Origin of the sequence: Leptospira ainazelensis, assembly GCF_016918785.1 — a bacterium.
Classification (GTDB): Bacteria; Spirochaetota; Leptospiria; order Leptospirales; family Leptospiraceae; genus Leptospira; species Leptospira ainazelensis.
Genome location: NZ_JAFFPT010000038.1, coordinates 1 through 22434 on the forward strand (window position 1 = coordinate 1; position 22434 = coordinate 22434).

The window sequence follows — 22434 nt, forward strand, 5'->3', positions numbered from 1 at the left end:
CTACGGATCGCGTCAACTCAATGCGCCGCTCTCTACGGATCGCGTCAACTCAATGCGCCGCTCTCTACGGATCGCGTCAACTCAATGCGCCGCTCTCTACGGATCGCGTCGCAGGGATTTCGTTTTACGGAAGATTGTCGTAGGTACGTTTGAAAGTTTCAAACAACTTTTTGGGAACAGGATGCTCTTTTTTAAGGGAAAGTTCTTAATTTTTTAAGAATTCGAAATCGTTCCAAAAGACGAGCCCTTCGAAATCCGATTGAGAAAGAATCCGATCCAATTCACCTAATAAAAGTTTATCGAATTCTTTTTTCTTTTGAGAATCGAAAATTTATCATAAAGCCTTTGTGAAACCAAATCCCGAACTTTATCGAAAGACATGAATAAAGATTCGAAACCATAAACTTGATAAATCAGTTGATCACGGAGACTAAATTCTGTAAATAGGTATTGCCCGAATATTGAGTCATAGAACAGCCCGTTCGATTCAAAAGAATGAAAACGACATAGCTTCTCGGTTTTTTGATCTGCGGAGAAAAATAATATTTCAGTGAATTTAAAATGAAACAAACAAATCCAAAAGTGGATTTTTATTTTAACAAAGCCGAGAAGTGGCAAAAAGAATTGGAGAAGTTAAGAGCGATCGTTCTTGATTCTAAACTAACTGAAGAACTAAAATGGGGGACCCCTTGTTATATATTGGAAAAAAATAATATAGTTCTAATACACACGTTTAAAGAATATTGTGCGCTTTTGTTTTTCAAAGGCGCATTGTTAAAAGATAAGGAAGGGATTCTTATCCAACAAACAAAGAATACGCAAGCCGCGCGTCAGATTCGGTTTACCGATGTCCGGGAAATCGTGAAAATGAAATCGATTTTAAAAGCTTATATTCGGGAAGCGATTGAAATAGAAAAGGCCGGATTGAAAGTAAAATTTAAGAAAACCGCCGAATTCGACGCGCCGGAAGAGTGGATAAATAAATTGGAGGAAGTCCCTCGTCTAAAGACCGCATTTGACGCATTGACTCCGGGACGTCAAAGGGCCTATCTTCTTCATTTTTCCGCGCCGAAACAATCCAAAACTCGCGAGTCAAGGGTGGAAAAATGTATTCCGAAAATCCTGGCTGGAAAAGGATTGGATGACATTCGAAGTCGATAAAAAAATCAATTTTTACGGATGAGAAACGGCTGAAAGATGGTAAGGAGTTCGGGAAATGCAGTTTCGCATAACGTTCGAACTGACCTTTCCTCCGTTTTCTTTCCAGTCTGATCCATATCTAAAAAACGGCCGAGTCGATTCAAAAGTATGCACTCACATCTTACGGTAATCATTCCCAATTATACAAAAGACATTTACGCAGAGCTAAAAAAGATTATCGAGCCGCATCGCCGCGACGAGGACGATATCAAGTCTATCCGTTCTCACCATTTTGATTATTGGTATTTCCCCTCGGATCTTCTAATCGACGAAGAACTTAAAGCGAACTATCCGGAAGATCACGAGGAAGTTCTAAACCATTCTTCTTACGCCAAAAACTTACCGGAAATTTATTATACTTCCGGAGTGATTTTTCCGGATGGTTCCTGGATCGATCTTCAGGACTTCGGGTGGCGTTTGCTCAACGAGCCTTCACTGAAAAACGAATATGCCTGGAGAAACTGGTTAAAAAGATTTCAACAGCTGATTGCCGCTCATAAAGAACAGATCTGCACACAAATAATCGTTCACTGTTGAAATTGAGTCTGGAAAAATTGCGGGTTCTCTCGGTTAACTCCATTTCCGTTAAATATCGGTTTAGAAAATCCTAAAACAACCAATGATAACTATGGATCAGTTATAGTAATTGTTTCATAAATCGAAAACCTTTAGTTCCGTTTTGCGAGTAACGAAAGGTGAGGATACTAAAATTGTGTATCGGCGCATCTGAGTTTTCCATCGATGCGCCTTTCCAATCCATTCAGTTCATATCGTCGATTTTCAAATCGTCCGGCGCTGGGTGACCGTGACCGACTTCCACTAGGTTTTTTAGGCTGAGAAGGAAGGTCGCCCATTTCATACTACAGTGTGCGGTGAATTCGCTTTCATTCTTCCAGTCCTGATGGCGAAAGTGAATGATCGTCATTCCTTCTCCGTCCGGAGCCTTGCTCGCGTTTAGTTTAAAATCGATATGGGAGCCGATCCAGTCTTCGGGTCCGGAAGTACACTCCCAGAGAACACGTTGTGGAGCGAGCTCTTTCACTTTCATTTCCATATTCGCTTTGTGTCCAAAGCCGAAATGAATCGATTCTCCAAGGCCGGACATCCCGCCTGAAAACGGTCCGGTCACTTCCCGAGTCCACCATCCTGCAAGACCCGCTTGTGTAGTCAGCGCTTCGATCACCTTTTCAGCGCCGGAACGTATTCCAATTTTGTGATATATTCCGTTCATTTTTTATCCTTCCTCATTCCTTTTATTTTTCTTTCCGGCGTTGCCGATAAAGACGTCGTTTTAAACTTTCTCGTCATACCATTCCGCATAAGCGTCAAGAATATGGGTCCAGCCGTAAGTATGGGATTTGATTTCAGCGTCGTTTGTGAGACGTTCGTGAATCAAAGTTACGAGTGTCTGTGGTTTTGAAACCGCTCCGCTCGGACCTTCGACGATCGTCGCCGGCAAAGCGGTAAAAGTTACTGTTACGAGAGTATCACGTCCTCCTGTGGCGTGTGAACGCCACGTAAAGACCAACTTGGTAGGTTCATCGATGATTTTGTATTCTCCTTCGTGCGGAAGATTTTTTCCGCCGAGGCTCATATCGATCCGAAATTTTCCTCCGGGGCGAGGGTCGATGGAAACGGATTCTACAATCGGATCTCCGGATAAAAACCAGCGGGAAAAATTTTCGGTGTCCAACCACGCGCGGAATAATCTGGTCGGATCTGAGTTAATTTTTTTTTCTATTTTTAGGACGGGTCCGTTCATTCTTCTTTTTATCCTCTTCTTCTATAAATGTTTCGAGTCTATCCAGTTTATCGGTCCAAAATTCTTGATGATAGGTGAGCCAGGCAAAAGCTTCCGAGATCGTTTTGCTCTGTAGCTCAAGTTTAAAACTTCTTCCGTCTTCGGGGGCTTTTACTTTGCGAACAAGTCCTGCCGCATTCAAAACGTCGATATGTTTGGCGACTCCGGCAAACGACATGGAAAACGGTTCCGCCAATTCTGAAATCGTAAGCGAGCCTTCCCGTAAACGTTCCAACATTTGTCGTCTCGAATGATCCGCAAGTGCGGAGAATACTCGGTCGAGCTTTTGTTCGCTTTCGATTAATTCAACCATTTAGTTGAGTAAACAAGCTTATCAAAAATTGTCAAATATTAAACCGTTTTGTTGAATAGTTTTCGGGTCTTTTTTGTTTCGGATCTTCGAATTCTACGGTTGGATGAATCGGCGGTCGGATTCTAATGTTTCCCTAAAATCTAAAAAAAGTAGGAGCTTCTACAACAGATTCAAAATTTCTAAAGTGTCTCCGTACAAATTTTTAGGACTTTCGGGACAAGCTCAAAATTCTAATCTCGGATGAGATTTGGAAGAATCGGAAAAGTAAACTCTAACGAAACAAAGGATGTTCGACAAATCGCCGAATTTTTTTCGGGCGAGTTTTGATCCTTACGATTTTAATCTTAAAATCATAGAAAAAAATTCTTTCACTGAATTTTTTATCAAAACGAAGTCCAATTTTCGAAATCTCATTGGATACAACATTACAATCCCGTTCCATTAGGAGTATTGAAATGAGCGAATTTACACCGTTGTTCCGCTTCGATTTTATGAAGAAAAAGTGGATAAGAATTACGATCGGATTTTATTCCGACTTGGTTTATTCATTTGCTGATCCGTTTTACGATGTTTCGAGGAGAATTCGACGGTCTCTTGAGTCCTTTTTATTCTCTGCCTCTTGTAAAAACGATTCCTATTTTTCTTATTCATAGCAGGGAAGACGGCGTGGTTCCTTATTTACATACGAAAGAATTGACGGAAGTTTACAAAGGGCCCAAAATTTTCCGACTTTCCGATAAGGGCAATCACGGAACCATCCGAGACGCGGATCCTATCGAATACGAAAGAAGACTCCGCAATTTTCTAAATCAAAAGTTTCTCTCAAAGGAGGTTTTTTAAAATGAATGAATTTCTAATCTTGATGCGTTTGGACTTGATCACAAAAGAGGCACAACCTTCTCCGCAACAACTTGAAATTTATATGAAACAATATCACGAATGGGTGAAAGGAATCGCGGCGCGGAAAAAATTTCTCGGCGGCAAAGGACTTTCTACGGAAGGGAAGGTGATCAAACCGGACCAAGTGATCACGGATGGACCCTTTGTTGAAATCAAAGAATCACTTGCAGGTTTTATCATGATCTCTGCCAAAAACTTTGAAGAAGCGGTCGAGATCGCTAAAGAATGTCCCATCTTAGGCGGAGCGGGAAATAGCGTGGAAGTAAGACAAGTGGTTTCAGTTCACGGGAAAGAATAAAAAACGAGCGCCTCCGAGAAAAATCAGAAGAGGCATTTTTATCCATGGAAAATGAAAAACTGATTCCCAATCTATTCCGGACCGAATACAGAAAAATAATTTCAGCATTGTGCAAACGTTTCGGGTTTGATCAGATCGAAATCGCGGAAGATATCGTTAGTGAAACGTTTCTTACGGCCGCGCAGGCCTGGGGTATAAACGGTCCTCCCGAAAATCCTAGGGCCTGGCTTTACAGCGTCGCTAAAAACAAGGCAAAAAATTATTTACAACGCGATTCGACTCTTCGGAACAAAATACTCCCGGAAATAAAAAAAGATTCCGTAGAATTTTTTGAAAAGGAAATCGATCTTTCCGAACAAAACGTCGAAGACAGCCAACTTCAGATGATGTTCGCCGTTTGTCATCCATCCATCTCGAAGGAAGCTCAAATCGGACTTTCTCTTAGGATCCTTTGCGGATTCGGTATTGAAGAGATCGCGGATGCTTTTCTCACAAACAAGGGAACTATCAACAAATGTTTGTTTCGGGCAAAGGAAAAACTTAGAAACGAAAACGTCAAAATAGCATTCCCGGATCCGACGGAAATAGAAGAACGCCTCACATCCGTCTTGAGGACCATCTACTTGTTGTTTAACGAAGGATTTTATTCTACAAGCCGGAACAAAACGTTTCGAAAGGATCTTTCTCTGGAAGCGATTCAATTGTGTAGTCTTCTCATTGAAAATAAAAATACCGACAAACCTCAGGTAAACGCCCTCCTTTCTCTGATGTGTTTCCACACGTCTCGATTTGACGCAAAACAAAACGGGGAAGGGGAGCCGATCTTATACGAAGAACAGAATAACGACCTCTGGAATTCGGAATGGATTGAAAAAGGAGAATATTTTCTTCACCGCGCTACCGACGGAGACACGATTTCTAAATACCATCTTGAGGCCGGAATCGCCTATTGGCATACGCGGAAGGAAAACACGAATGAAAAATGGAAACGGATTCTTCGACTCTACGATCATCTTCTTGAGATCGAAAGTTCGAGGGTAATTCTTCTCAATCGAATCTTCGCCCTTTCTAAAGTAAACGGAAAAGAAGAAGCGATCCAAGAAGCCGAAAAATTAAAACTCGAAGACGATCGTTATTACTTTCTGCTTCTCGGCGATCTTTATACAAACGTAGACAACAAACAGGCAAAGTTCCATTTTAAAAAAGCTTTGTCTCTCTCCAAGAAACGAAATGAAAAAAACTCGATTCTGAAAAAAATCGACCTCCTTCAAAACATTTCAGCTCATTTTTGAATGAGAGTTGTATCTCTTCACGATCTCGGAATACGAAATCGTTGTTTTATAATTGTGTAGATTTTTGATCGGCGTTCTTAAATGAATTGGTTGCATTCGTAGAAACGTTTCCATTTTTGGAAACCAAATCCTTGGATCCGTCTAAGGAACGTTTATTAAATGTTCAAAGATCAAAAACATCCTCTTTTTATCTGTATTCTTTTGGGTTGTGGTACCGTCATCGGTCTTTCCGGGATCGACTTGGTACTTCCGAGTATTCCGAAACTTCCCGAAATTTTGGGAGGGGATCAGACTCTTTCTCAGTTTGTCATTGCGTCCTTTGTCGCAGGAACCGCCTTCGGAATGATTTTTTTCGGAAACGTTTCTTCTCGTGCAAGCGCTTCTTCCGTACTTTTTCTTTCACTCGCCGCCTATTCGATCACTTCTTTTCTTTGTTCTTTTTCGCCTAACATGAATACGCTGATTGTCCTTCGATTTTTCCAAGGACTTTCCTCCTCGGCGGCGGCAGTCCTTGCCCCGGGGATCATCAAAAGCCTTTTTGATGAAAGAGGAGCTGCAAAAGCGTTAGGAATTTTAGGAAGTGTAGAATCATTGGTTCCGGCCCTGGCCCCCATTTTAGGAGTTTGGTTTTTGAGTATCGGCAGTTGGAAATATTCATTTTTTGTAACATCCTTTTTTGCCTTTGTACTCGCGATCGTATTCTTAACGATTCGGCTGAACGGCTCAGCGCGGACTTCCTTCGTTGGATCGTATAAAAAACTTCTTCTTTCTCCGGTTTTTCAAAGATATTCCCTCAGCCAAGCTCTCAATCTCGGCGGTCTTCTCGTTTTTGTTTTCGGAGCGCCGGTCGTCATCGTCAAGACGATGAATTCCGATATTCATAAGTTTGCTCAGATGCAAACGATAGGCGTTTTCTTTTTTATCATAGGCGCGGTTCTTTCTTCTTCTTATCTCAATCGTAAAATGAACCCGGAACTTCTTGTTTCGATCGGAACGGGACTTTGTCTTTTATCGGCAATCTTATTGGTCTTTGTTTCGATCCTTGGAGAGAATCATCCAACCTCGATTCTTCTTATTTTTCCCGTCATGAATTTTGGATTGGGACTTAGAGGCCCGAACGGTTTTTTAAAAGGAATCATCGCGGCTAACGGAGACGACAACCGCGCTTCGTCTTTGATTCTTCTTTCCATCATCTCGGTTTCGGCGGGAGGAACGGCGTTTATCGCTCCCTTTTTGAAACACGGTCTTTTAGCATTGAGTTTGTTTGTTGCAATTCTTCACTCGATCGCCTGTTTGCTTCTTATCTTTCTTCCTCCGTTGCCTTCCGATTCGAATTGAAGACGCTCTTGGGCGTTGAAGTGGAAAAGGATTGACGCGGCCGAGTCGGAATCAAACTCTTTGAAAGAGAAGTTTGATTCCGAATATGATACAAGAACTGCAACTTCGTGTCGCTCCTTCCGTTGCGGGGCAAGAAGAAGAACTTCGAGCCTTTGTTTCTAAAACTCTCAAAATCGATTCTCAAGAAATCCGTCATATAGAAATCGTAAATCGTTCGATCGACGCGAGACAAAAAACGATCTACTTCAATCTCAAAGTTTTGGTTTTCATTCACGAGAACTTTATGGAAAAGCCGATTCTTCTTCCGGATTATCCGAACGTCGCAAACGCTGAGGAAGTGATCGTCATCGGAGCCGGTCCGGCCGGGCTTTTTGCTTCTCTTCAATTGATCCTCTCCGGAAAAAAACCGATCCTTCTGGAAAGGGGAAAGGACGTAAAAAGTCGTCCGCTTGATCTCAAAGAAATCAACATTCATCACAACGTAAACGAGGATTCCAATTATTGTTTTGGCGAAGGCGGAGCGGGAACGTATTCGGACGGAAAACTCTATACTAGATCCAAAAAAAGGGGAAACGTTCGGGAGATTTTAGAACTCCTTGTCGGTTTTGGCGCGAGTAGAGATATTCTGATCGAAGCGCATCCGCATATAGGCACCAACAAACTTCCGAAGATCGTCCGCAACATTCGGGAAAAAATCATTGAAAGAGGCGGGGAAGTTCATTTCAACCAAAGAGTTACCGACTTTTTATTAAACGGAAATCAAATCGTCGGAGTGGAAACCAAAAACGGGGATAAGGTATATGCAAAAAAGGTAATTCTTGCGACCGGCCATTCCGCAAGAGATATCTTCGAGTTGTTAAACCGAAAACAAATCGAAATCGAGCTCAAACTTCTCGCGATCGGAGTCAGGGTGGAACACAAACAATCCCTGATCGATTCGATTCAATACGGATGTGAAACACGCGGCCTTTTTCTTCCACCTTCTCCTTACAGCATCGTAAAACAGATCGAAGGAAGAGGGGTTTATTCCTTTTGTATGTGTCCCGGAGGAGTTGTCGCGGCGTGTGCGACCAAACCGGAAGAGATCGTGACGAACGGATGGTCTTCTTCCAAAAGAGCGAGGCCTTCCGCAAATTCGGGGATCGTAGTCGAGCTGAAACCAGAAGACTTTAAACCTTTCGCCAAATACGGCGCGTTAGCCGCAATGGAATTTCAAAAAACTATCGAACACAACGCTTGGATCGCGGGTGGAAAAAAACAAACCGCACCCGCACAAAGGCTCGTCGACTTTGTAGAGGACAAACTTTCAACGGATCTCCCGAAAACTTCCTATACACCCGGAATTACTTCCGTGGAATTAAAAAACGTTCTTCCCGATTTTATCTTTCGATCCTTACGACTCGCCTTCAAAGAATTTGATAGATCCATGCGCGGGTATCTTACAAACGAAGCCGTAGTACACGCTCCTGAAACCCGCACTTCATCACCCGTAAGTATTCCGAGAGATCCGCAGACTTTACAACACGTTAGGATACAGGGTTTGTATCCTTGCGGAGAAGGAGCGGGTTACGCGGGAGGAATCGTTTCCGCAGCGATGGATGGAATTCGTTGCGCCCTCGCTTGCGCCTAACCCGCGTTAACAAAAAACTTACAGCGCGTCCCAAAACTCAAGTTTACTTTATCGGAAAGATCAAGTTGCAAGATTTTGTCCCAGTCTTGAGACAGAATCTTATAGATTTTTAAGAATCCGATCCGCCTTACATTCTTTCATTTGTCTTAGTCGACACAAGACCGATAAAAGGACCAAAACAAAAATTAGAATTTTGTTTCATCCGGCGATCTAAGATAAATTTATGGAGAATCAGTCTTTTTGGAGATTCCATAGAATGAAATTGAATGCCGCGCTTTATCCGTTTTTATTCGCTTCGATCGCCGCCATCGGAAACGCATTTTTTGCTTATGGTCAAAAAAAATCCACGGCGATATCCGCACCGTTTCTTTTTCTCGTTCCGACACTTTTGATTTGTATTTTCCTTTTGATTTTTTCGCTTTTCTTTTACAAACCGGAAACTCTCAAAGAGTATCTTTCAGAAAACTGGACATACTTTTTAATCAGCGGAGTGGGATTGTATTTTACGTTTTTAGGATTTTATCTTCTCTACAGCCGTTTTGGGGCTTCGTATTATATTTTGTACGCGGTGTTGTCGATTCTTACCACATCCATCTTTGTGGGGGTTATCGTATTTTCCGAAAAGATCAATCTTTTTCATTATCTATCGATTCTTTCCGCGTTAGCTTCCATTCTCTTTTTTAACTTCGGCCAGAATTCCTCGAAATGATTTCGAGAGTTTTGTTTAAATCGAGAATTCGATGATTCACCCCGACGAAATCCTTTTGGAGCGACTCCGCGGACTCAACGCGGAGAAGTTCGAACATATACACGGGGATTTACTCGCTCACTTGATCGGTACGTTTCGAATTTTAGCGGATTGGGATTCCTCGCCGGTTTTAAACAACGCCGGTCTTTATCACGCGGTTTACGGAACCTTTGCGTATCAAAATCCTCTGATCGGAACGGAAGCAAGAAAGGAGATCGCGGAAATTATAGGGGAAGAATCGGAAACGTTAGTCTTTCTTTACGGCTCCAGCGACAGGGATTTTTTCTATTCCCAATTCGGAAAAAAGAACCCGATCGAATATAAGAATTGGATGACAAAAGAGACTCGTATCCTGACTCGAAAAGAAACCGAAAACCTCTGCGAATTGACCGCAGCCAACGAATTGGAGCTCGCTTTGGCGGACGGTTCCTTCTTAAAAAAATATGGCGCCGAACTAAAAGATTTGTTTGAAAGAATGAGCCCTTATCTTTCGGACAAGGCGATTTCCGAATGTAAAAAGGTATTTCGGTCTTAATAAGTTCTGAAATCCGGATTTATTATAAATTCATAAACTGTTTGTTGAGAGTTTCCAAATCACGGATCAGATCCGCCGGTTTTGGTTGAATCGTTTTCGCCAGTTTCATCCCGTCGTCGATCAAATCCAGGATCAGCTTCTTCTCCGCGATCGCACGGGCGTTCGGCATGGACTTTCTTTCGTTTTTGTAGATAGAAGCCTTTTCATCTATGATGGAAACGATCTTGTTCAACGCGTGAATCTTTGCTTGTTCTTCCCCCATGAAAATTCCTCCTCTTTTTGGAGAGAAGTTAGAGAAGGGGAAAGAATAGGAAAGCTTATTTTTGCATCCGTTTTCGTAAGATCTCCGTCACCTTTTCTCTTTCCATCCAGAGAAGAATTAGACAAGCCGCGGCGCTCGTAAGCGCAAGAGCGAATAAAAAACCTCCGTCGTTCTCTTGTTCGATTCCGATTACGAAAAGATGCGAAAGGATCGCGCCGGACATGAGTCCTGCTCCGAGCAAGGCTCCCGACCAACCAAAACCCGGAATCAAAAGAAGAATGGAGGCGATCAACTCGAGAACTCCGGTTCCGATTCTTCCCCAAGGTTCCGCTCCCAACTTCGAAAAGATCGCCACCGACTCGGGTGCGCCCGTAAATTTAAAAAACAACGTCTGAAGAAAGATCAACGCGACGAAAAACCGCAAAAGGACGAGGATTCGATTTTTTTTTGAAAGATTGAATTCTGACAAGAAAATGCTCCTGGGATTATGCTTGAGTTCTTCGGCTTCGTTCTAAAAGAGTTACACGATTCTCGATGATTTTATAAAAATCAGGAAACAAAAAAGCCCGCTCGTAAAAGCCATAACCTTACCCACAAAGTTCTTTGAATCTTAAGAAAAATCTGTCGTAAGAACGACAGTCCTCCGTAAAAGTCACGCGCCCCGCCCGATTTTCGGGTGGCGGGGCGGGAGGCGGAAGACTCCCGGAGATTTTCCTATATCACAGAATTATGACTTTGCAAGGAATATTCTCTCTCAGAGCTTTTGTAGGAACTCCTACAAAAAGTCATACTCGGATTCTTCTTCATTCTAAATAGCTTTTAACTTGTGGGTAAGGTTATGCGTAAAAGCGGGCTATCCGATCGAAACACTCGCTCTTTTTCAAAAAGACGAAAGTTTGTCAAAAGGAGAAGTTCGAGTTTATTTGTACATTTCTTCGATTTCTCTTTTGTATTTATCGGCCACAACGTTCCGTTTTATTTTCATGGTTTGGGTGAGTTCGTCTCCGGGTTCGAACTTCTTTTCAAGAATTCGGAAGCTCGAGACTTTTTCGAAATTCTTAAATCCGTTTTCGTTGGATATCAAGGACTTGATCTCGTTTTTGAAAAGACTCAGAACGTCCTGATCGACGTTTAGATTCTTCACTTCGCTTAACATTTTAGAGCGGAGTTCCTTCAGATATTTTTCCAAGGCTTCCTCGTTCGGAACGATCAATGCGCCGAGAGTTTTTTGATCGTGTCCGACTACCATCGCCTGATGGATAAACTGGCTGCGAACCAGAGCGAATTCGATCGGTTCCGGTTCTAAATTCTCCCCGCCTAAAAGTACGATCGTATCCTTGGCTCGTCCCGAATATTTTAATTCTCCGGAGGTGGTCCAAGCCAAAAGATCTCCGGAGTTTAACCATCCGTCCGAACTCAGAATGTCTTTCGTTTTTTCCGGTTCTTTGAAGTAACCTTTCATGACGTGATCGCCCTTATGCCAGGCGATTCCTTTGATTCCCGGTTCCGTGATCTCCTTGCCTTTTTCGTCCATCAGTTTGATTTGAACTCCGGGAATACAACGTCCCAGGGTTCCCACTGAAATTTCGCCTAAAATTCTTCTCGTGGAAATTCCGGATAACTCGGTCATTCCATATCCTTCGAGGATCGGAATTCCGATCGCGTTAAAAAACAGATCGATGTATTGAGGAAGAGCCCCCGCTCCTGAAAGCGCGAATCTCAATTCTCCGCCCAAGCCGTTTTTGATTTTGTTAAACGCGAGTTGTGCGATCTGATTCGGCAACCAGAGAAGTAGAACTATCCAAAAGGAAATAAATTTTTGCCAAATGGAAGCGAACGTGGACTGTTCGGTAAGATGAAATTCCAAACCCTGAAGTCTGGAAACGTGTTTGTAGTATGTGATCGCGATCTCTTTGAACAATCCGAATAACGCCTGTTGTGCGGGAGAGGAGGATCGAACCTTATCGTGGATTTTATTGTAAAGACTTTCCCAAACTCTAGGAACCGAAAGCAGAAGGGTCGGTTTGATTTCGGCGAGATCTTGACTCAGAGTCGATATGGAAGTAAAAGCCTCGGCTCCGCCGGCGCGGATACAAACGGTCTCCACAAGTCTTTCGGCGATATGCCAAGGCGGAAGATAAGCCATACTTCTATCCGATGGATAAATTTTAAGATCGGTTCCTTCCAGAGCGCTGTCGACGTTAAAAACGATATTCTTATGAGTGAGCATCACACCTTTCGGTTTGCCAGTGGTTCCCGAAGTGTAGACGATCGTCGCGAGATCTTCTTCTCGGATCGCTGATCCCCTTTTGTGAAACTCGTCTTTTCCCTTGGATTGAATCCAATCTTTCCCCTTTTGAATCAAGTCGCTTAACAAAATGACTTCGAACGGATTTGTGTCGGCTATCGCTCCCTTTTTGTCGAAAAGAACGATTTTTTTCAAATGAGGGAACGCTTCTTTCTGGTTGAGAATTTTTTTCAGAGCGATTTCGTTTTCCAAAAATGCGATCGAACATTCGGCGTGATTGAGAATATAACGCAGATCTTCCTCGGTGGAATCCGTACCCCTAGGAACGTCCACACAACCGATATTTGTGATTCCCATACTACACCAAATCCAACGAGCTCCCGAGTCGGCAATCAGACCGATCGGAGTTCCGGGTTCCAAACCTAAGGATATCAAACCGGAACCGATTTGTTGGACGGTCTCATAGAGATTCTTAAAACTCAGAGGTTGGTAGTTTTTGCCGTCTGGTTTGTAATACTGCGCCGTGGAATCCGCGAACTTCTCCGCGGAAGCTTTCATAACATTGTATAAGGTTCTGGATTGGATGGGGGGAATCTGACTGGTTTTCATAGCAGGGGAGAATTGTACGCCATCCTAAGTTTCAGTCGAGAAAAAATTTGAATCACAAACAAATTCTTACCCCCCGCAGGCAAAAATTGCGGGATTATAAATAACGATCGGTATAAATCTCAGATGCTTTTTCAGTAATCTTCTGGTGTTAGAGTTCCCACACAAAAAGGAACCACAAACCTACCGGCACCTTGAGGTGATTTGGGATTAAGACGATCCTAGGCATCTATGTAGGAGCTTCTACACAAAGGAACTTTACTTGCGGAGATAAAATGTTTCTGATCGGGAAAATCCTCCGCCTTTTTTCTCTGAGACTCGGATCCGTCGAGAGCGCCGCATTGAGTTCGTCGGATCGATAAAGAGCGGTACGCACCTTTCCCGTAGTTTTGGTGTCGTTGTTTTACGACAGATTTTTCTTAAGATACAGACAACTTGCCGGCGGGTATACAAAAGAAGCGAGGGCTCACCCAAAATTCTTAGAACAAACCTTCAAGATCAATCAATGTTGGATATGGTTTCTACCGGAACCTTTTGCGTCGTAGAGATTTTTATCGGCGACCGCGATCAAATCCTGCAAGGATTGAATCGTTGATTCTCCATTGCAGGAGATTCCGATGGAAACTGTGATCTTTGCAAATTGACTTTTGAGATGAATGATGTTCAGCGCCTCCACCTTTTCGAGAATGTTCAACGCCACGACAACCGCTCCTTCGATCGGCGTGTCCGGAAGGATCACGGCAAATTCTTCTCCTCCGTAACGGGTCACCATATCGTTGGCGCGTCTTAGACTCGCTCGAATTTCTCTCGCAACGGAAATCAACGCGCGGTCTCCTTCCACGTGACCGTATGTATCGTTGTATTGTTTGAAAAAATCAACGTCGATCATAAGTAAGGAAAGCGGAGAATGGTGTCTGGATGACCGACTCCAAGCCAATCGAATCTGTTCGTCGAAATATCTTCGATTGAAAATCCGAGTAAGAGGATCGAGATATGAAAGTTCCTCCAACTTTCCCGCATACTCGGCAATTTCATCTTTTTCCTTCCGAATCGTCCGAATTCTTTCAGAAAGGGCGAGAGAAAGAAAAAGAACACTGAGTATGATCCCCGCCTGCAAAAAAGGAATCGCCGTTCCTTCTTTTAAAAAGAATCCGAATTTACTCAATGCGAAAACGAGTCCTCCCGAAAGTGTAAAAAACCATGCCGCCAAAAATATAAGAGCCCTTTTGTCTCCACGCAATACTTTCAGAAAGGAAATCGTAAAGACAATCGTTATCTGAAGAAGAGGTAAAAGAGAAGTAAAAGGAATCAAATAACGTCCCGGAAGAAGGGGAATTAAAAATCCGAGAATCACCGCCGCGCCCAGGGAAAGTTTTAACAGCAGATTGAGTATGGAAGGATTCTTTTTTGTTTCCAAAAATAAGGAAAGAAACAAAGCCATAAAGATCATCATAAAAACGATGGATTCCAAATGAAGTTGATTGATAAACTTCGGATGATTCGGGAAAAACCATTCGAAGGCGTAACCCGGAAGAATGATCTGATACAAAAGTAGGGAAAGAATTAAAAATGAGTAATATAGTAGATATTTTTCCCTCAATCCCAAATATAAGAAAAAGTTAAAAAAGGCCATCACTGCCAACGCTCCGAAAAACGCGGCGTCCTTCGCCAAATCGTATTTCGCTTCTCGAACTCTCGCCTTATTTTCAAAAACCGTCATCGAAAGACTGATAGCGCCTTCGGTTAAAACTCGAACTACGATTCGGGTTCTCCCTTTTTTTTCCAAAGGAATCGGAAACAAAAACAGCCGATTCTCGATCGGTCTCGACAAAAACGGAAGCGTATCCCCCGTGTTAAATTCTCCCTTAGTTCCGTTCTCACCTCGAAAATACAAATCGATCTGATCCAAATGAGGGTAATGGAAGGCGAGAGTAAATTCTTTCGAAACGGTTTCGGGAGTTTCGATCTCAAAGACGAGCCAATAGGGAACCGGATCGTATCCGAATCCGAGGGTTGTGTTTTTTACTTCTTGAACTGGAATTTTTTGGAGTTCGGAAAAAAAATTCTCAGCTCTGTAAGTGTAGTTCGGATCTCGCACGTAGTAAACGGATTGAACAAGGCTATGTTTGTCCAAAAAATCGGGTTTGATGACGAGCGCGGGTTCGATTCCGAAAACCGATCGTGTGAAGAGTAAAAAACCGATCAAAAGGATTTTGAATTCGGTTTTTCTAAAAATTTTGGAATCAAGTTTTAACTTTAGAATGGTGTTAGTCGGATCGGATGTTTTGAAAATTCGCTTTTTCATAAAAAGGATTAGAAGTGATAGACGATAGAATCTACGATTTCACGCGAAAACTTCTTTTGGATTTGTAATAGAGTAACTCAAAAAAACGAGATTTGCCCTAGTTTAAATTTCTTTTTTTTTACTTTCCTCCCTAAAATCGTAGTAAGGTGAAGAATAGAATGAAGCGAAGAATCACAAATGGAAAGTTCAGTCAATTTCTTTTTTCTAAAGGATAAAATTCCTTATTGAATCCTAGGTTTTACGGTATTTACATTTTCTTTTTGAAATCCGTATCCTCTTTTCCCTAGGGAAAAACCGAGAAATCCGATTCTGAGGACGGGAAAATTCATCGTGGGGAAAGATTATTTCGTGACTATCAGACGCGTTGCTTTTCAGATTGGAGAAGAACTACTTATAAAAGGATAACTCCGCAGTGGACACAAATCCGATCAATCCAAACAAATTCGAAACGAATCCCGTTCTTCAGAAAATAAAACAGTGGTTCGGATTTTTTATTGAATTCAGTCATGTGCTGTACTTAGGTATCAGAGCCAAGTTAGCGCTTTTTACCGGCACCCTCATCGCCTTTACGGTTTTTATTCTCTCCACAATCGACGTAAATCAACAAACGGAAATTCTCACGCAAAGTTATGAAAAGGAAGCAGCGATTTCCAGACATTATATCTCAGGTCTTGTATTAGAGTTAGAAAATATTTCCAGCAGTTTAATCCGTGTGGAATCCTTCCGCGAAAGGGTAAAAAGACAAAGTCAGGCTCTTCGAAAGTATCGAACCAAGGTAGTCACCCAAGAAGAAAAACAGGTCAGCCTTTTCGGATTTAAAACTAAACTTTTCGGAGTTCTCGGAAAAGAAAAAAGATCGTCCGTTAAGGACACTTACTATTCGGTTTATCTTTCTAAGGACGACATCGCCGAACTTGAAAAGAATACAAAGTATCTCCTAAAAGATCCGAACGGTCTCGGAATATCCGATACGATGTATTCTAAACTTCTAAAATTGGCGCAACAAGTCGCCGTGCTCGAAGCGGATCTCAGCGAACAAAAACAAAAATGGGACGAGTTAGTCGCACAGGAAGGGGCGACGGAAAAAGACAAATTACCCATCGAACAAAGGATGGAACTTTTAAAAACCGGTATCGAAAAGGCCAGAAATCAGCTCGATCATTCCATCTTAGAACAAGCGCTTCCGAAACAACACAGAAAGATAGAAGAACTCGGACTCAACATGTCTCAGTATCGAATTCAAACGTTTCCGGTTCTCGCCAATCATGGGAAGGAGAATCTAACTCCTTCCTTCGATACTAGAATTTTTAAACCGGACGGACCGATCAACGGAAACGAAATTCTTCCCGTGGTCAACGTGGATCTAAAAGAATCGATCTCTCGGGTTTTGTCCTTGGATTTTAACGGAAACGCCGAGAAAAACGCATACACGATCGAAAACATGGAACTGCAAACGTTGTATTCTCCTATTTTTCGCAATCAGAGTTCGACCGAAAGGGCAAATCGGATCCGGGAAAAAATCCCTGATTTCGCGAAACGTTATCTGCAACAGGACTCGGAAATTTCAAAACGAATCGCAGAACTTGTAGGACCTTTGAAAAAAAGAATTTCCGAACTCAAGGAAAAAAAGCCTCCGATTCCTCCTTTTAAGGATAAAAGTTTTAACAACCTGTATTCCCAGTATTCAAAACTCGTTCAGGAAAGGGACGCGGCTTTTGAAAAATTTAGAAACGAGTTCTCGGAAGATAAGAAGAATCAAGAAGCGACGGCGCAAAAGATAAAACCGGGTAAGACAAAATCTCCGAAAGAGAGGACATTCTTTCCGATTCAAAGCGACTCGGATCTTTTGATAGACGCGTTAGGCGAAATTAGAAACGCAGGTTTGGAAGATCTGATCATCTTAAGATTCAGCCAAAACTCGGGAGCGTATCTGGATTATTTGAGAGATCCTAAAATACAATCGTCTTCCAAAGAAAGGTGGGGCGCGATTCGGGATTGGATCTATTCCGGCAAAAGTGAAACCCCGACTCCTCAACTAAAAAAACTCGTCTCCGACGGGATCATCGCAAACTCAAGGGGAGAAGCAGAGGAGATTCTCTGGAGTTTAGATTCTAAACCGCTTCTTTCCGAAACCGGAGACGAAGTGAGTTCCAGTCTTCTTTCCGCAAACCTTTCCGGGATTTCAAGAACCCTCGTGGATCGAACCGAAGGTTTGGAAATGGTTCGAAAAAACAGAAATTCCGCGATTGCAACGGCGATGCTCATCTGTGCGATCGCGATTCTTCTTGCAATCCTGATCTCGGGTTTTGTAGTCCAGAAAATCAAACGAATCATCTTTCACGCACAGGAAGTCGGACACGGAAATCTTGAGGTTCAATTTGAACAAGGCGGCCAGGACGAGTTGGGAACTCTTACGGTGGCCCTCAACTCGATGGTTTCGGGTTTGAGAGAAAGGGAAAAGATTAAGAATATTTTGGGAACTATGATCGATCCGGTGGTCGTCAGTGAAGCGATGGTCGATCTCGCAGCCTTAAAACGGGGAAGCGAAAAAAGAATCACCGCCTTTTTTTCGGACGTAGCAGGGTTTTCGAATATTAGTGAAAAGTTAACTTCTGTCGAATTAGCGTCTTTGTTAAACGAATACCTTTCCGCAATGACGATCGTCCTCAAAAAACACGAAGGTGTTTTGGATAAATACATCGGGGATGCGATCGTAGGAATTTTCAACGCGCCCGTGGAAGTGGAAGATCATTGTCTCAAAGCCGCGCGGGCCTCCGTCGAAATGATCGAAAAACTCGATCTTTTACGGCAGGATTGGAAGGCTCGAAAAGCTTATATCCAGGAAGCGCAGGAGATGTCCTTTCGGATCGGACTGAACACGGGACTTGCAAAAGTCGGCTTTATGGGAACCGATTCGATTTCGGCTTATACGATGATGGGTGATACCGTTAATCTCGCGGCCAGACTCGAAGCCGCGGGGAAGGACTACGGGGTCAATATCCTAATCGGAGAATCGGTTCAACACGAGATCAAGGACGAATTTTTCACAAGGCTTTTAGACGTGGTCCGGGTCAAAGGAAAGAACGAACCCGTAAAACTTTATGAACTCGTGGGAAAACACGACAAAATTTCCGAAAGAATCGAAGCCTCCGCACTCGAATTCTCGAAAGGATTCGAAGCCTATCTCAATCGGGAATGGTCTCTCGCTCAGGAGCTATTGGAAAGTTCCCAAATTACGAGGGGGGCCAAAGATAAGGCGGCGATACTTCTAGTCGAACGTTGTGAAGACTATAAACTCAATCCGCCGGAAAAAACCTGGGACGGGGTTTATACAAGAACTCACAAATGAAAAATCGTATCGGCGGCCAGAAAAAAAAGGCCGCTGAAGAATATCCAAAAAATGGAATATTCTTTTTTGAGTTTGAGAAAAAAAAGGCTTAAAAACGTCCAAGTCAAAGGAACCCATCGGACCAAAAACAACGGATTCTGTTCAGCCGAGTTTTCCTGGAAAAGAATCGACTTTGCAAAATAAATTCCTAAATAAAGAATCACTCCGCAGACGCAGGCCGTGACGTACCTCAGTGAAAACTTCAGAAGCGCCGATTCCTTTGTTTTTTCCACAAGACTCGCGCCGCCGAGAATAAAGATAAAGGAAGGCAAAAACGTATAATACACGGTTAAGGATAAGCCGAATAAACCCGCGGTCACACTTTCATATCGATGAGCCCCCGCCAAAAAACCGATAAACGTCAAGACCATCACGAGAGGACCCGGCGTACTTTCACCAAAGGAGAGACCGTCTAACATCTCTTTGTTGGAAATCCAACCTATCTTTCCAACCGCAAAATCCGCAACGGTGGGAAGAATCGCGTAAGCGCCTCCGAAGGTAAGAAGCGCGGTTTTTGTAAAAAACAAAATCAATTCTTCCCAAAATCGGAATTCGGTTTTTAAAAAGAGTAAAATTCCGAGGATCGGCAAAACCCAAAGGATCAAACCGAAACTTGCAACCTTGCTCATCTGTTTTAAAATTTCGGAGGATTGTTCCCTTTTTTGATCCCACTTCGAATGCAGATCGATGTTTTCGGAAAGGGGAATCGCCAAAGTCGACTTTTGCAAAGAAGGGTCGGATTCTTTTTTAGAGACAAAAAAGGAAAAAACCCCGAACGTCAAAGAAGACAAAAGAAGATACGGATAAGGAATCGAAAAAAACAACATTCCCGAAACGGTAATCAAAAAACAAAATTTTTGTCCGTTGGATTTTAAACTTTTAAAAACCAGATTCGAAAAGGCGAGAAGGATGATCGCAAGAACCGCGGGTTTGACTCCGTTTAAAAAAGATATCACATAAGAAACTTGTCCATAATAAAAATAGAATATACTAATTCCGATAAAGATAAGGACGGACGGGAGAATAAAAAAGAGACCGGCAAGAATTCCTCCTCGAATACCGTGAAGGATCCAACCCAAATAAGTGGCGAGTTGTTGCGCTTCCGGGCCGGGGAGAAGCATACAATAATTCAAAGCGTGGGAGAATCTTTCTTCTGAGATCCATTTTTTTTCTTCCACAAGAGTTTTGTGCATAAGGCTGATCTGCCCGGCGGGACCGCCGAAACTCAACCAACCGAGCTGAAACCAAAAACGAAACGCCTCCGAGAGAGAAGGCGTCAAGAGGGAATTCTCCCGATACGAAAGAAAAGGGGCCATTCCACAGTTCTTGTTTTTACGGCTCCCCAGGCGGAACGCAGATCGGATTCGATCAGAGATACGGGATCACTTTCATTTTTTTGAATGTATTTCTGAACGCTGGACCAGGTTCCGAGATAACCGAGGACTTGATCCGCGGTCCATTCTTCCTTCATGCTAAACGAGGGAGGAAGGATCTCTTCGAAGGGGAAAGAGATCGTTTTGTATTCTTCTTCCACGTATTTCCTTTCGGGAGGCCAATAAGTTCCTACGATTTCACCGTAGAGTTTATCGATCAGCGCGTCCACTTCCGGAGAAATTCTATGCATCTGATATCCCCATATCGCGAGAATTCCGTTTTTTTTGCCAACACGCCGCACTTCTTTAAAAAAGGGTTCAAAGTCGAACCAGTGAAAGGCCTGTGCTACGGTGATCAAATCTACTTCATGATTTTCTAATGTAGATTCTTCCGCTTTGGAAACGCGGTATTCCACTCGGGGATGAGGTTCCGCGCTTGCGATTTGATTGGCGCTTGGATCGGTTGCTATCACCTTGTCAAAAAATTCCGCAAGTGAAACCGCGGCTTGTCCGTTTCCGGTTCCACAATCCCAGACGACGTTTCCATCCGGGACGAGACTTTTCAGATAAGAAAAAAGTTCTCGGGGATAACCGGGTCTGTATTCGGAGTAAGAGGAAGAATGAGAGGAAAAATGATCTCTGAAACCCATAGTCTCAAGATTTCAGAGATCGGCACAAAGACTCAAGCCGGTTTTTAGAAAACTCCGTCGGGATGTTTCTTAAATTCTTTTTGATTGATAAAAAGATATTGGTATTGAATCTGTTTTCCTTCCTTGGTCTTTGCCTGGATCATCAAGGGAAGAAAGGTGGACTTTTTTGCAAAGTTAGGAATTCTCACAGTGTAATCCGGAGCTTTGTTTTCGGCGATCACATCCTTACTCTTGATCTTGATGCTCACTGTACCCGGCTGAACTCCTTCCAGATGAATCTTAAATTCCTGACCGGTTTTCACCCAGGATCCGTCCGCGATGGAAAGGGAAATTTTTGGAGGAGGGGCCATCGTTAAAATCGCATTGAACGCGGATTGAGACTGACCCCAAGGAACCAAGGATCGATGTACGTTGTAGAAAGGGGTTCCCGGAACGTTTTTTCCTGGATTGACCGTAAAAGCCATTCTATACCCGATTTCTTTTGCTTCTTCAATCACTCGAGGATCAAAAAGCCCAAAGGGATAGGCAAGATCCACGACCTTTCTTCCGGTCTTGGCTTCTAAAATTTGTTTCGATTCCAAGAGCTGTTTGCGAATCAACGCGCGGCTCATCGTAGGAAGTTTCGGGTGATACAGGGTATGAGAACCCAGATCCAAAACTCCGCTGTCAAGCGCGGTCTTCAGTTGATCCCAGGTCATGTAGTACCTCTTACCAGAAGAGATGATCGTAGGATAGATAAAGATCGAAGCGACAAAACCATATTTCTTCAGGAGGGGCACCAGAACTTCCAGATGGGTTTTGGAACCGTCGTCAAACGTAAGAAGAATCGGTTTCTCCGGAAAGTCCGAAGGTTTTTTACCGGAAAGATAGGCGTAGAATTGATCCAAACGAATCGGTTTATAACCTGCGGCTTTGAGGAACTTAAACTGTTCTTCCAGAAGATTCGGGTGAAGATTGTATCCACCCATTGGACCGCCTTCCGGCGCCAGGTGGTGATAACAGAGGACGGGAACTCCACCTCCGGAAACGGATTCGATTCCTTGTGTGGAATAACTCGGAGTGGAAGGGGTGTCTTCCTTTACGGAGGGAAGAGCGTCCTCGTATTTCTTCTTGGTTTTGGAAGTATTGGAACGTTTCGATTCCTTTCTTTCTTGAATTTTAGAATTTCTGGATTTTTTCCGAAGTTTTTTTTCTTCGGGCTTGGAAACGCCGGCGTTGACGTCTGCGGTTTCCGATTTTTCTTTCGGAGTCTTTTTGGAAACGACCTCCGGAGAATATTCGGAAGAAGAGGGACGTTCCGGATTCGAACGTTCCGATTCCGATTTTTGAGAATTAGGGGTCGTCTTTCTTTTTTTGGGGGGATTTAGAAAATCATCTACGGGAGAAGCCGTCAAAATCGCGGGAATCAAAAGAAAAAGAATCCCAAGGATGGAAAGAGTGTTTTTTAAGTTTTTGGAAATAAATAGTTTTCGTTGCATTCCGGAATCCGGGAAAAGAGTCTTCGGTTAGTCTTTTAAAGCCTCTTTCCCCGGCAAGCATTCCCGGAG

At 43.1% G+C, this 22434-nt stretch carries 20 protein-coding genes; 10 read left to right on the forward strand and 10 right to left on the reverse strand.

Annotated features, from left to right (window positions below; genetic code table 11):
- The first annotated feature begins 561 nt into the window (after positions 1-561).
- Positions 562-1161: a YdeI/OmpD-associated family protein gene (locus JWG44_RS10120; RefSeq protein ID WP_205274836.1), complete on the forward strand. Its 600-nt coding sequence runs from the start codon at positions 562-564 to the stop codon at positions 1159-1161.
- Positions 1162-1308: 147 nt separating this feature from the next.
- The gene (locus JWG44_RS10125) at positions 1309-1737 is read left to right on the forward strand and encodes a hypothetical protein (protein ID WP_205274837.1); all 429 of its coding nucleotides are present in this window, start codon (positions 1309-1311) and stop codon (positions 1735-1737) included.
- 223 nt (positions 1738-1960) lie between these two features.
- On the opposite strand, the gene JWG44_RS10130 is transcribed toward JWG44_RS10125, so the two are convergent.
- The 3 genes from JWG44_RS10130 to JWG44_RS10140 are packed head-to-tail and all read right to left on the reverse strand — an operon-like array spanning position 1961 to position 3314.
- Complete coding sequence (locus JWG44_RS10130; protein WP_205274838.1) at positions 1961-2431, reverse strand: SRPBCC family protein; 471 nt, start codon at positions 2429-2431, stop codon at positions 1961-1963.
- A gap of 60 nt (positions 2432-2491) precedes the next feature.
- Positions 2492-2962, reverse strand: coding sequence for an SRPBCC family protein (locus JWG44_RS10135; protein WP_205274839.1), 471 nt, complete (start codon positions 2960-2962; stop codon positions 2492-2494).
- Positions 2925-3314 (reverse strand): ArsR/SmtB family transcription factor, encoded by a 390-nt coding sequence (locus JWG44_RS10140; protein WP_205274840.1) that lies wholly within the window; start codon positions 3312-3314, stop codon positions 2925-2927. Before JWG44_RS10140 ends, JWG44_RS10135 begins: the two co-directional genes overlap by 38 nt.
- Positions 3315-3908: 594 nt before the next feature.
- Between JWG44_RS10140 and JWG44_RS10145 the strand changes: the two genes are divergently transcribed.
- From JWG44_RS10145 to JWG44_RS10175, 7 genes are all read left to right on the forward strand, one after another.
- Positions 3909-4154 (forward strand): alpha/beta hydrolase family protein, encoded by a 246-nt coding sequence (locus JWG44_RS10145; RefSeq protein WP_205274841.1) that lies wholly within the window; start codon positions 3909-3911, stop codon positions 4152-4154.
- A gap of 1 nt (position 4155) precedes the next feature.
- Complete coding sequence (locus JWG44_RS10150) at positions 4156-4512, forward strand: YciI family protein (protein WP_205274842.1); 357 nt, start codon at positions 4156-4158, stop codon at positions 4510-4512.
- A 44-nt stretch (positions 4513-4556) separates the two neighbouring features.
- The gene (locus JWG44_RS10155; RefSeq protein WP_205274843.1) at positions 4557-5804 is read left to right on the forward strand and encodes an RNA polymerase sigma factor; all 1248 of its coding nucleotides are present in this window, start codon (positions 4557-4559) and stop codon (positions 5802-5804) included.
- Between the two features lie 159 nt (positions 5805-5963).
- Entirely contained in the window at positions 5964-7142 is a 1179-nt protein-coding gene (locus tag JWG44_RS10160) for an MFS transporter (protein WP_205274844.1), read from the forward strand.
- Between the two features lie 85 nt (positions 7143-7227).
- Positions 7228-8772 carry an NAD(P)/FAD-dependent oxidoreductase gene (locus JWG44_RS10165; protein WP_205274845.1) on the forward strand — a complete coding sequence of 515 codons (1545 nt, stop codon included), beginning with the start codon at positions 7228-7230 and terminating at the stop codon, positions 8770-8772.
- A 256-nt stretch (positions 8773-9028) separates the two neighbouring features.
- A complete protein-coding gene (locus JWG44_RS10170) occupies positions 9029-9481 on the forward strand; it encodes a transporter (protein WP_205274846.1) in 453 nt (150 codons plus the stop codon).
- 34 nt (positions 9482-9515) lie between these two features.
- A complete protein-coding gene (locus JWG44_RS10175; protein ID WP_205274949.1) occupies positions 9516-10055 on the forward strand; it encodes a DUF6817 domain-containing protein in 540 nt (179 codons plus the stop codon).
- A 22-nt stretch (positions 10056-10077) separates the two neighbouring features.
- Here JWG44_RS10175 and JWG44_RS10180 read toward each other — a convergent pair whose 3' ends face one another.
- The 4 genes from JWG44_RS10180 to JWG44_RS10195 all read right to left on the reverse strand — a co-directional run bounded on the left by JWG44_RS10180 (position 10078) and on the right by JWG44_RS10195 (position 15476).
- Positions 10078-10317 (reverse strand): hypothetical protein, encoded by a 240-nt coding sequence (locus tag JWG44_RS10180; protein WP_205274847.1) that lies wholly within the window; start codon positions 10315-10317, stop codon positions 10078-10080.
- Positions 10318-10372: 55 nt separating this feature from the next.
- Positions 10373-10786 carry a DoxX family protein gene (locus JWG44_RS10185; RefSeq protein WP_205274848.1) on the reverse strand — a complete coding sequence of 138 codons (414 nt, stop codon included), beginning with the start codon at positions 10784-10786 and terminating at the stop codon, positions 10373-10375.
- Between the two features lie 450 nt (positions 10787-11236).
- On the reverse strand, positions 11237-13174 hold the full coding sequence (locus JWG44_RS10190; protein ID WP_205274849.1) for a long-chain fatty acid--CoA ligase: 1938 nt from the start codon (positions 13172-13174) through the stop codon (positions 11237-11239).
- A 499-nt stretch (positions 13175-13673) separates the two neighbouring features.
- On the reverse strand, positions 13674-15476 hold the full coding sequence (locus JWG44_RS10195) for a sensor domain-containing diguanylate cyclase (protein ID WP_205274850.1): 1803 nt from the start codon (positions 15474-15476) through the stop codon (positions 13674-13676).
- 469 nt (positions 15477-15945) lie between these two features.
- Here JWG44_RS10195 and JWG44_RS10200 point away from each other — a divergent pair, with 469 nt between their 5' ends.
- Positions 15946-18825 carry an adenylate/guanylate cyclase domain-containing protein gene (locus JWG44_RS10200; RefSeq protein ID WP_408611948.1) on the forward strand — a complete coding sequence of 960 codons (2880 nt, stop codon included), beginning with the start codon at positions 15946-15948 and terminating at the stop codon, positions 18823-18825.
- Here JWG44_RS10200 and chrA read toward each other — a convergent pair.
- The 3 genes from chrA to JWG44_RS10215 are packed head-to-tail and all read right to left on the reverse strand — an operon-like array spanning position 18816 to position 22365.
- Positions 18816-20144, reverse strand: coding sequence for a chromate efflux transporter (gene chrA / locus JWG44_RS10205; RefSeq protein ID WP_232371587.1), 1329 nt, complete (start codon positions 20142-20144; stop codon positions 18816-18818). The genes JWG44_RS10200 and chrA overlap by 10 nt on opposite strands.
- Entirely contained in the window at positions 20141-20887 is a 747-nt protein-coding gene (locus JWG44_RS10210) for a class I SAM-dependent methyltransferase (protein WP_205274853.1), read from the reverse strand. Before JWG44_RS10210 ends, chrA begins: the two co-directional genes overlap by 4 nt.
- A gap of 44 nt (positions 20888-20931) precedes the next feature.
- Entirely contained in the window at positions 20932-22365 is a 1434-nt protein-coding gene (locus JWG44_RS10215) for a polysaccharide deacetylase family protein (RefSeq protein WP_205274854.1), read from the reverse strand.
- Between the last annotated feature and the right edge of the window lie 69 nt (positions 22366-22434).